The sequence below is a fragment of the Streptomyces sp. NBC_00872 genome, from assembly GCF_045161915.1.
GTDB lineage: Bacteria > Actinomycetota > Actinomycetes > Streptomycetales > Streptomycetaceae > Streptomyces.
The window spans coordinates 3,809,715-3,820,305 of sequence record NZ_CP108806.1; the positions used below are offsets into that span (position 1 = coordinate 3,809,715).

The 10,591-nt window shown below is 70.1% G+C and carries 10 protein-coding genes; 4 read left to right on the forward strand and 6 right to left on the reverse strand.

Annotated features, from left to right (window positions below):
• Positions 1 to 28 precede the first annotated feature (28 nt).
• A complete protein-coding gene (locus tag OG214_RS16250) occupies positions 29 to 502 on the forward strand; it encodes a VOC family protein (RefSeq protein ID WP_363079065.1) in 474 nt (157 codons plus the stop codon).
• 52 nt (positions 503 to 554) lie between these two features.
• Here OG214_RS16250 and OG214_RS16255 read toward each other — a convergent pair whose 3' ends face one another.
• Together OG214_RS16255 and OG214_RS16260 are read right to left on the reverse strand one after the other, a co-directional pair.
• On the reverse strand, positions 555 to 1,382 hold the full coding sequence (locus tag OG214_RS16255; protein WP_405985128.1) for a DUF2637 domain-containing protein: 828 nt from the start codon (positions 1,380 to 1,382) through the stop codon (positions 555 to 557).
• Positions 1,375 to 1,623, reverse strand: coding sequence for a hypothetical protein (locus OG214_RS16260; RefSeq protein WP_363079067.1), 249 nt, complete (start codon positions 1,621 to 1,623; stop codon positions 1,375 to 1,377). The genes OG214_RS16255 and OG214_RS16260 overlap by 8 nt, the downstream gene beginning before the upstream one ends.
• Before the next feature lie 526 nt (positions 1,624 to 2,149).
• On the opposite strand from OG214_RS16260, the gene OG214_RS16265 reads away from it, so the two are divergent.
• On the forward strand, positions 2,150 to 2,374 hold the full coding sequence (locus OG214_RS16265) for a hypothetical protein (protein ID WP_405985129.1): 225 nt from the start codon (positions 2,150 to 2,152) through the stop codon (positions 2,372 to 2,374).
• Positions 2,375 to 2,625: 251 nt separating this feature from the next.
• Positions 2,626 to 4,014, forward strand: coding sequence for a M28 family metallopeptidase (locus OG214_RS16270; protein WP_405985130.1), 1,389 nt, complete (start codon positions 2,626 to 2,628; stop codon positions 4,012 to 4,014).
• 122 nt (positions 4,015 to 4,136) lie between these two features.
• On the opposite strand, the gene OG214_RS16275 is transcribed toward OG214_RS16270, so the two are convergent.
• The 4 genes from OG214_RS16275 to OG214_RS16290 form a co-directional block, all read right to left on the reverse strand.
• Positions 4,137 to 5,141: an ABC transporter permease gene (locus OG214_RS16275; protein WP_405985131.1), complete on the reverse strand. Its 1,005-nt coding sequence runs from the start codon at positions 5,139 to 5,141 to the stop codon at positions 4,137 to 4,139.
• Entirely contained in the window at positions 5,128 to 6,102 is a 975-nt protein-coding gene (locus OG214_RS16280) for an ATP-binding cassette domain-containing protein (RefSeq protein WP_405987522.1), read from the reverse strand. Before OG214_RS16280 ends, OG214_RS16275 begins: the two co-directional genes overlap by 14 nt.
• A 149-nt stretch (positions 6,103 to 6,251) precedes the next feature.
• The gene (locus tag OG214_RS16285; RefSeq protein WP_405985132.1) at positions 6,252 to 7,487 is read right to left on the reverse strand and encodes a LolA family protein; all 1,236 of its coding nucleotides are present in this window, start codon (positions 7,485 to 7,487) and stop codon (positions 6,252 to 6,254) included.
• 406 nt (positions 7,488 to 7,893) lie between these two features.
• Complete coding sequence (locus tag OG214_RS16290) at positions 7,894 to 8,904, reverse strand: polyprenyl synthetase family protein (protein WP_363079073.1); 1,011 nt, start codon at positions 8,902 to 8,904, stop codon at positions 7,894 to 7,896.
• A 431-nt stretch (positions 8,905 to 9,335) separates the two neighbouring features.
• On the opposite strand from OG214_RS16290, the gene fahA reads away from it, so the two are divergent.
• Positions 9,336 to 10,559, forward strand: a complete 1,224-nt coding sequence (gene fahA / locus OG214_RS16295; RefSeq protein WP_405985133.1) for a fumarylacetoacetase — start codon at positions 9,336 to 9,338, stop codon at positions 10,557 to 10,559.
• The last annotated feature ends 32 nt before the right edge of the window (positions 10,560 to 10,591 follow it).

Here is a 10,591-nt window from a genome sequence, read left to right on the forward strand (position 1 = left end):
TCATCACGTAACCGCGATAAATGGCTACATGTCTGCCATCACACCCCCTCCCGCGCCCCTGCACTGGAAACTCGTGATCGACGCGGCCGACCCGCACGCCCAGGCCGACTTCTGGGCCGCCACGCTCGGCTACGCCGTCGAGGACAACAGCACGCTGATCCAGCGGCTTCTGGGCCTCGGCGCCGCAGCGGACACCGACACCGTGAAGTCGCACGGCAGGCTCGCCTGGCGGGATCTGGTCGCCGTCCGCCATCCGGGCGATCCGTACGAGGAGGAGAGCGGCACCGGGCTCGGCCGACGGATCCTTTTCCAGCGCGTGCCGGAGGCGAAGACCGCCAAGAACCGGCTCCATCTGGATGTGCACTCCGGACCCGGGCAACGCACCGCCGAGGTCGGCCGGCTGAAGGTGCTGGGCGCGACGGTGCTCCACGAGACGAACGAACCCTCCGGGCAGTGGACCATCATGGCCGACCCCGAGGGCAATGAATTCTGCGTTCACTAGGACACGGCATATGAACACGGCGTACGAATGACATCCGTATCCGCTCCCCCGGTCACTTCTTGACGACGGGCCGCCGTCGGGGCATGGAGCGATGAGCGGTGGCGGTATGGCGGGGCTCGGGAAAACGGGTCAGGGCGATCTGCCGGATGAACTGATAAAGGCACGCGCAGGCCGAGATGGGGGGCAGCGCGGCCACCGCGATACCGGGGAGGGTCTTGGGGGCGGCGCTCACGCACAGGGTCACCGCGACGGAGGAGAAAAGCAGCAGGATCAGCCAGGGATGGGTGATCTTCCGGCGGTGCAGCGCGGAGCGCAGGATGGAGAAGGTCGCCACCAGCCAGGGGCCGAAGACCAGCAGCGGCCACCACCGGGCCAGCCCCGACGGCGCAACGGTCAGCGCCATCTCTTCGAGCGGGTGGTACGAGACGCTCGCGCCCAGGGCACTGATCACCGTGACGGCGGCGGCCGTCAGCGCGGAGAGCAGCAGGCTGAACACCCTCACCCAGGTGCCCGCCTGCCACCGCGGCTCCTTGGGCTTGCGCCGGTTGCGGGAGCGCGGGCGCGGTACGGCCATCGGGGGCGGGGCGGCGGCGCCGGGCACGCCGTCCGCGGCCGACGCGCGCAGGAGTTGCGCGAGCCCCTCCTCCAGACTGACCGTGTCCAGCACCGGATCGAAACCGGGCTCCTGATAAAGGCCGGACTCCGGATAGGCGTCGGGGCGGTCCGGGTACCCGCCGGATTCCATATAGGCGCCGGGATCCGGATAACCGCCGGGCTCCTGTGGAGAACCGTTCCCTTCCGAGAGGTCCGTTCCATAGGGCTCCCTGGCCTCGGCGAAGCGAATGTAGTGCGGATCATGGAAATCAGCGTGATCATGCATGGCACACCTGTCCCGGCCCGCTGTCCGAACCGAGAGCGGCGGCCCGGGGCGCCGGCATACCGATATGGCGGTGGAATCCGTCCTCGATGCGGTCCATGACGCGCATGAAGTCGTCCAGCAGATCCGCGCACTGGTCCGGTTCCACCAGGCGGGCGCCACGGACCGGCGCTGCCGCGTCACCACCCCGCTCCGCGTTCGCCGAGGACCCGGCCACGCCGACGGCTGCGGCGGCGGCGCCCAAGCTCCAACTAATGGGCCAAGAATGCGAATTCGGTGACGTCATACGCGGTAAACGAACGAACACCTTCCGGCAGTTGCCCGGCAATAGAGTGACCCACTAGCACATGACCATACCGTCGCCGATCACGCGCCGGAGCGCGCGAGAATGACCATCGGCCTAATCACTCGTCGGAATCGATATCGCCATAAGGACGGCCGGTCACGGTCGCATCCGGTCACACGGTTCACTTGATCCGACAGAAACCGAACGCCGTCCATGACCCAAAAGCGGCTCCGGCGGAAACGGTTCGAATCCGGCGTAACGCGCCTGTGACGCACTTCACCCGCACGGTGGTCATCGAGTCCATCGCGGTCAAGGCACGGCCACACCTCCGAACGGCTGACCGCAGAATCGATTCATCGGCGCCCATTCGTGCGACGGCGGCGTGCGGGCACCTGTCGACGCGGACATTGCTGGTTCTGTTCCACCCGTCCCACGCACCGCTGGACCGGTGCCCCGGATCGTCACACCGGTCAGGAGACAAGGCATGCGGTACGAAATGCGCGCGGAGTACGCGGACGGCTCGTCGCCCCACGACCGGTACCCCCGGCTGGAAATCTGGCATATGACGCGGGTGGACGAATCGACCGCGCTGTGCGGACGGGATCTGGACGAGGACGCTCTCACCCAGTCCGCGGACGCGTGGGGCACATCCGCCGGCCGGCCTCTCTGCCACGCCTGCGGCGCTCTCTACATCCACCAGGTCCCCTGAGGGCCCTCGTCCGCACCGGTTTCCTCGGAGACCTTCACCCGCTCGCCCGGCGGAATCCGCCCGTCTTCCCGGCTTCCGTGGTCCGCTCAGCGAACACCCATGACCGATTTGCGCTCTTGACGGTAAGTCAAGCTCTCACTCACCATTCAGCACGCACAGCGCACCAACAGCTCCAACGCCCCGCGCCGCAGTCGCCGTGGGGCGTCTTGCACGTTCCGTCCCTGTCCCCGTACGGAATCCGGAGCCCCCACATGAAACTCTCCGTTCCCGGAGTGCGCCGAATACCGGCCATACGCGCCATTCCCACGATATCGGCCAGAGTCGCCCTGCCCGTCGGGCTGGCCCTCGCCGGACTGCTCGCCACCACGGCGCCAAGTGCGACCGCGGCCCCCGTCGCCTCTCCCAGACCCGCGCAGTCCGCGCCGGCGGCCGTCCTCGCGGCCCCCGACATCCCGCTCGCCAACGTCAAAGCGCATCTCACCCAGCTCTCGTCGATCGCCGCCGCCAACGGCGGCAACCGCGCCCACGGCCGCCCCGGTTATCTGGCGTCCGTCAACTACGTGAAGGGCAAGCTGGACGCGGCGGGATTCACCACCACCGTCCAGCAGTTCACCTCCAGCGGCGCCACCGGCTACAACCTGATAGCCGACTGGCCGGGCGGTGATCCGAATCAGGTCATCATGTCCGGCTCGCACCTCGACTCGGTCACCTCGGGCGCCGGCATGAACGACAACGGTTCGGGTTCCTCGGCCATTCTGGAGACCGCGCTCGCCGTCTCCCGCGCTCAGCTCCAGCCCGCCAAGCATCTCCGCTTCGCCTGGTGGGGCGCCGAGGAGCTGGGTCTGGTCGGGTCCAGGTACTACGTCACCAACCTCCCGACCGCCGACCGCGCGAAGATCAGCGGCTATCTGAACTTCGACATGATCGGCTCCCCGAACCCCGGGTACTTCGTCTACGACGACGATCCGACGATCGAGCAGACCTTCAAGGACTACTACGCGGGCCTCGGTGTCCCCACCGAGATCGAGACCGAGGGCGACGGCCGCTCCGACCACGCTCCGTTCGCGAATGTGGGCGTCCCGGTCGGCGGGCTCTTCAGCGGCGCCGACTACACCAAGACCGCGGCCCAGGCACAGAAGTGGGGCGGCACCTCGGGGCAGGCCTTCGACCGCTGCTACCACTCCTCCTGCGACACGACGGCGAACATCAACGACACCGCGCTCGACCGCAACAGCGACGCCGTCGCCTACGCGGTCTGGACGCTGTCGGCCGCCACCGTCCCGCCGCCCACCGGTACGGTCTTCGAGACCCTCACGGACGTCACCATCCCGGACAACGGCGCCGCCATCACCTCGTCGCTGAACGTCACGGGCATCGCGGGCAACGCTCCCCCGACGCTCAGGGTGGGCGTGGACATCAAGCACACCTGGCGCGGTGACGTGGTCATCGATCTGATCGGCCCGAGCGGCACGGCCTACCGCCTGAAGAACTCCAGCGGCAGCGACTCGGCGGACAATGTGATCGCCACCTACACGGTGAACGCGTCGAGTGAGGTGGCCAGCGGGCTCTGGAGGCTCCGGGTCCAGGACGTGGCGGCCCAGGACACGGGATACATCGACAGCTGGCGGCTCACCTTCTGAGGCCCGCTGACGCTCGCTGACACCTTCTGACGCACTTCCGCACCACCTTCGTCTGCCTGGGCGCACGTGCCACCGCGCCCAGGCAGACAGCCGTCCCGGCCCTGTCTCGTCGGCTCAGGGCGTCAGGCCGTGATGTCCTTCGCCGTGAACCGCGCCCAGGCAGCCGAGCCGAACACGGCCGCGTACAGCGCCTGGAGACCGAGGTTCCTGACGATCTCGTCCCAGTAGACCGGCTCACGCAGCAGATCCGCGAACGACAGCCAGTAGTGCGGGAAGAGATACGGCTGTATCGCGTGCAACTGCGGGATCGTGTCCAGGATCTGCACCGTGACCAGCAGCCCCACCGTCGCCGCCATCGCCGCGATCCCGCTGCTCGTCAGAGTGGAGACGAACAGGCCCAGCGCCGCGAGTCCGATCAGCGAGGCGGCCACGATCACGGCGATCAGCAGGGCCCGTATCAGACCGTCCCCGAAGGAGATACGGGTGCCCGAGATCGTGGTGACCTCGCCCAACGGGAAGAGCAGCGCGCCGACGGCGAGTGCCGAGGCCGCCACGACCAGGGTGGCGACCAGACAGAAGGCCATCGTGGAGGCGTACTTGGCGAGCAGCAGCCGGGTCCGGCCGGCCGGTGCGACCAGGAGATAGCGCAGGGTGCCGCCGCTTGCCTCGCCCGCGATCGCGTCCCCCGCTATGACTCCGACCGCCATCGGAAGGAAGACGGGCAGGGTGGCGGCGAGTGCGGCGAAGACCAGGAACAGTCCGTTGTTGGTGATCTGGGTGAGGAAGGCGGGGCCGCCCTCCGGGCCGCCACCTCCCATGCCTCCGCCGTCGCTCGTCTGGATCTTCACTGCGATACCGATGAGAACGGGGACGGCCGCCAGCACACCCAGCAGCGCGAGGGTGCGCCAGCGCCGGAACGTGGTGGTCAGCTCGGAGCGGAACAGTCCGAACGCCCACCACAGCCGGGGCCCTCGGACCCGGAACTCCTCCGGCGGCCCACCCAGCGCGTCCACCGTCCCGGCACCCGCACCCGCACCGGTCCCAGGTCCGGTCCCGGGGCCGGGCCCCGTCCCGGGCATGGTGCCCGCGCCCGCACCGGGGCCCGTCCCGCCCTCAGCCGGCGACATCGAAGCCCTCCCCGGTCAGCGCGACAAAGGCGTCCTCCAGCGAGACGCGCTCGATACCGAAGGAGCGCACCCGCACCCCGGCCCGTACCAGCGCGGCATTGAGGTCCGCCGGGTCCACCGGCTCTCCCTCGCCCGTGGGCAGCTCCCCGCTCACCCGGTCGCCCGCCACGGTCACATCGGCCACCCCGAGCCCCTTCAGCACCCGGGCGGCCTCGCCGGGGTCGGGGGTGGTGACGGCCAGTCTGCCCCGGGTCCCGGCCGCCAGCTCGGCGACCGTCCCCTGAGTGATCAGCCGCCCCTGGGCCATCACGGCGGCGTGCGTGCACAGTTGCTCGATCTCGTCGAGGAGATGCGAGGAGAGGAAGACCGTCGTGCCGTCGGCCGCCAGCTCCCGCACCAGGGCCCTGATCTCCCGCATGCCCTGCGGATCGAGCCCGTTCGTGGGTTCGTCGAGCACCAGCAGCCGGCGCCGTTGCAGCAGGGCGGCGGCGAGCCCGAGCCGCTGTTTCATACCGAGGGAGTACACCTTGGCCTTCTTGCCCGCGGCGGCGGTCAGCCCGACCCGGTCCAGGGCCTCGGCCACCCGGGCGCGGCGGGTGCGGGGATCGGCCGTCGGGTCCGCCGAGTCGTACCGTACGAGATTGTCCCGGCCGGTCAGATAGCCGTACAGCGCGGGGCCCTCGATCAGCGCGCCCACCTGGGGCAGTACCGCGCGTGCCGCGTGTGGCATGGGGCGGCCGAGCAGCGTGGCCGAGCCGGCCGTCGGCTGGATCAGCCCCATCAGCATCCGGATGGTGGTGGTCTTGCCCGATCCATTGGGGCCGAGGAAGCCGAAGACACTGCCGGCGGGAACGGTCAGATCGAGGCGGTCGACGGCGAGCTGCCCGCCGCGGAAGCGCTTGGTGAGCCCGCGCGTCTCGATCACAGGGGGCACGCCGGAACCTCCGGGCGCACCCGGCATGCCCGGCCCGCCGGACACTGCCCCGGTGACGGCTGTCATCTCGCTCCCCCGTTCTCGCTCTCGTCGGGCACCCTTTCGAGAACGGACCGGCCCCGGTCAGCGTTCCGCCCCGCCGCACATGACGTACGACGGGGCGGTCCGCTAGCGCGTCACTTGGCCTCGTTGGCCGCCTTGACCAGCACGTCCTTCGTCACGGCGCCGACGTAGACCTTTCCGTCGTCCGTCAACAGCGCATTGACGAGACGGGTCTTGTAGACGGTGCCCGAGCCGAACTTGCCCGTGGCCTTGTCGCCCAGCGCGTCGAGGAACGACTGCGCCTCGGCCGGCAGATCGCCCGACGTCGCCGAGGGCAGGTCCGCGCCTCCCGGAGTCGTCAGCTCGTAGACGGCGTTCCAGCCCTTGCCGATGACCTTCTGACCGCCGGACTCCGCGAAGGCACCCGTGTCCGCCTTGGGGATCTCCGGCGCCTTGTTGTCCTCGGCCCGCGTCACCTTCGTGCCCTTGGGGGGCGTGAAGTCGAAGGCCGAGGCGGCGGGCTTGGCGAAGTCGACCTTGGTGAAGCCGATGTCGACCACGGCCTTGCCGCCACTGCTCGGCGTGAGCGTGAACTTGAGCGGGGTGCCGGTCTCGGCGTCGACCGCGATCTTGATCGAGCCGACCGTCGAACCGGTCTGCTTGGGCTTGATCAGGAGCTGGTAGGCGTCGCGCCCGGCGATCCGGGACGTGCCGTCGACCGTCACCGAGGTGGTGTCGGCCGAGGCCTTCAGCGCCTCCCGGGCGAAGTCCTGAGGGGTGGCCGGCGCGCCCTTGGCCCCGGCCCCCTTCTCGGTCCGCTCGTGCTTGCCCTTCTCGCCGTTCTTCGGGGAGGCCGCGTGGTACGCCTCGTTGGAGGCGCTGTCGTACGCCCAGACCTCGTCGCCGTTGCGGATCAGGCTGTACTCGGCGGCGTCGTCCTGGATCGAGAGCCGCTGCTTGTCGGGACCGTCCGCCGCGACCCGCAGTGTGTGCGTGCCGGAGGTCAGCTCCATCAGCTTGGCGTTCGGGTCCGCGGTGGAACCGCTCGCCCCCGCGCCGCCCTTGGGGGTGAGCGCGCTGCCCGCCGCGCCCCCGAGGCCGCCCAGCGAGGGGAGCCCCAGATCCGTGCTGATCTTCACCGAGCCCGAGAGCTGCTCGGTGTCCGACGCGGCGATCTTCTCGATGAGCTCCTCCGCGCTGATCTTCGGCAGCTCGGGATCTCCGGTCGCGGCCAGTGCCGGGACGAGCCCGATGGTCGCCGCAGCCACTCCCGCCACCGCGGCAGGGACCGCGTAGCGCGCCGCCAGACGACGGCCCGCGCGAGGCTCCCTGTCCTCCTCGGTGATCTGTGCGCTGTCGTTCGGTGCCATGTGTGCCCTACCTCCGTGGTCGGCGGCCTTCCGTCCTCTGCACATGTCCACTCCGCGCCGCCATTCTCACCCGAATTGGTCAGGAGTGGTGTTGTCCATCTGACCAAATCGGCCCGGCGTAAGCGTCAGACCCCGGGTGCAACTTCCCCTACTGCTCTGGGATGACATTCGGACGAGATGCCTCCCCTGCCCAGTAGGGGGAGGCCCGTTGATCCGCTCGGGGGCGGCCGGGGAACGCACCGGCGGCGGCGCTCACCGCCACCACATGAGTGATGACGGGCCGTCAGCCCATCCGGGGGACCGTCGTGGAGGAGGGCGGTCCGGGGCGCCCCGGACCGCGGCCGGGCCTTCGTCCTACCGCGGCCCGGGGCCATCAGCCCGAGCCGTCAGCCCGAGCCGGCAGCCGTCAGCCCGCGCGGTGGACCACCGCGTCGCAGAGCTCCACCAGCGCCGACTTCGCGTAGCACTCCGGCAGCGGCGTCAGCGTCGACCGTGCCTCCTCCGCGTACCGCACGGTGTCACGCCGGGCCTGCTCCAGCGCCGGATGCGCGCGCAGCCGGCGCAGCACCTCCGCGTGCCGCGCGTCGTCCGCCAGATCGCCGTCCAGGAGTTCGACCAGCGCGAGATCGTCCGGGAGTCCGTGCGCCTCGGCCTGCGCGCGCAGCAGCAGCACCGGCAGCGTCGCGACGCCCTCGCGCAGGTCCGTACCGGGTGTCTTGCCCGACTCGTGCGTGTCGCTGCCGATGTCGAGGACGTCGTCGGCGAGCTGGAAGGCGACGCCGAGCCGCTCACCGTACTGCGTCAGGATGTCGACGACGGCCTCGTCCGCGCCGGACATCATCGCGCCGAACCGGCCGGAGACGGCGATCAGGGAGCCCGTCTTGCCGCCGATGACATCGAGATAGTGATCGACCGGATCCCGTCCGTCGCGCGGTCCCGCCGTCTCCAGGATCTGGCCCGTCACCAGCCGTTCGAACGCCTCCGCCTGGATACGGACGGCCTCGGGGCCCAGGTCGGCCACGATGTGCGAGGCACGGGCGAAGAGAAAGTCACCCGTGAGGACCGCGGCCGAATTGCCCCAGCGGGCGTTGGCGCTGTCCACCCCGCGGCGGACCTCCGCCTCGTCCATCACGTCGTCGTGGTACAGCGTCGCGAGATGGGTCAGCTCGACGACCACGGCCGCGGGCACGATCCCGGGCGCGTACGGGTCACCGAACTGGGCCGCGAGCATCACCAGGAGCGGCCTGAACCGTTTGCCGCCGGCCCGTACCAGATGCTGAGCGGCCTCCGTGATGAAGGGCACCTCGCTCTTGGTGGCTTTGAGCAGCCCCGCCTCGACAGCCGCCAGTCCGGTCTGGACATCGGCCTCAAGAGCCTGGCCCCGCACGCTCAGCCCGAACGGCTCGACGACGGTCACGAGAGGTACTCCTGTCTGCTGACGATCACACGGATTGTCGATGTGTCGCTGTCATCACTCAAGTCAGCGTATCCGGTCGCCTTTCGATCACCATGGGCGCCTTCCCGGCACCGCCGGTATGTTCGGGATCGGCCATACGACCGGGCGCGGCCGTTCTGTCCGGAACGGCGGCCGACGGCCGGGCGAACAGGGGGCGGCCGCCATCTGGCGACACCAGCGCCGCTCCGGTGCGCGAAGGCAGGTCCGTGAGCCCCGGAAAGCCCCCGGACGGGCACCCGGACGGCGCCGGTTCGGGGCTACCGCGGGTACGGTCGCCGGACCATCGGGAACACCTCGCACTTTTGGGTCGAAGCGGACTTTTCGCCGGTGCCGCGGCGGGGCAACGTCGACGTAACGTGTCCTGCATCGACCCGGAAAGCGAGGCAGCACCCATGCCCGAGCAGAGCCCGCTCGTACCGGCCGAGGGCGACCCCTTCGGCCCGCACAACCTGCCGTACGGAGTCTTCTCCACGGCCGACGAGCCCGACCGCCGACGGCTGGGTGTCCGTATCGGCGATCAGGTGCTCGACGCGGGAGCGGCGGCGAAGGCCCTGGGCTCCCCGTACGCGGCGCTGCTGGACCGGCCGAGCCTCAACCCCCTGATGGCCGCCGGGCGCACGGCCTGGCGCGATGTACGCCGGGCCCTGACCGCGTGGGTCACCGTCCCGGCGCACCGGGCGGACATAGAGCCCCTGCTCCATCCGCTCGGCGCCGTCACCCTGCATCTGCCGTACGAGGTCGCGGACTATGTCGACTTCTACGCGAGCGAGCACCACGCCACCAATGTGGGCCGGATCTTCCGGCCCGACGGTGCCGCGCTGACCCCCAACTGGAAGCATCTTCCGATCGGTTACCACGGCCGGGCCGGCACGGTCGTCGTCTCCGGTACGGATGTGGTGCGCCCCTCGGGCCAGCGCAAGGCGCCCTCCGACCCGGCACCCGTCTTCGGGCCCACCGGCAAGCTCGACATCGAGGCGGAGGTCGGCTTTGTCGTCGGTACGCCCTCGGCGCGCGGCACGGCGGTGGAGCCGGCCTCCTTCCGCGACCATGTCTTCGGGCTCTCCCTCCTCAACGACTGGTCGGCACGCGACATCCAGGCGTGGGAGTACGTACCGCTCGGCCCGTTCCTCGGGAAGTCCTTCGCCACGTCCGTCTCGGCCTGGGTGACCCCGCTGGAGGCCCTGGACGCGGCCAGGGTGGCGCCCCCGGTCCGTACCGAGGCGCTGCTCCCCTATCTGGACGACGCGGACGACGAGGAGCCGGGCGGCTTCGATCTGCGGATCACGGTGTCACTCAACGGCCAGGTGATCTCGGAGCCGCCGTTCTCGTCGATGTACTGGACGGCGGCCCAGCAGTTGGCCCATATGACGATCAACGGCGCCTCGCTGCGTACGGGCGACCTCTTCGCGTCCGGTACGGTCAGCGGCCCGGCCCGGGAGGAGCGCGGCTCCCTCCTCGAACTCACCTGGAACGGCACCGAGCCGCTCGAACTGCCCGACGGCAAGCGGACGTTCCTGGAGGACGGCGACGAGGTCACCCTGACGGCCTGGGCCCCGGGCCCCGACGGCACCCGGGTCGGGCTCGGCGAGGTGACGGGCCGGATCGTCTCCGGATGACCCACGGACGATGCCCCACGCACAGGGCCCGG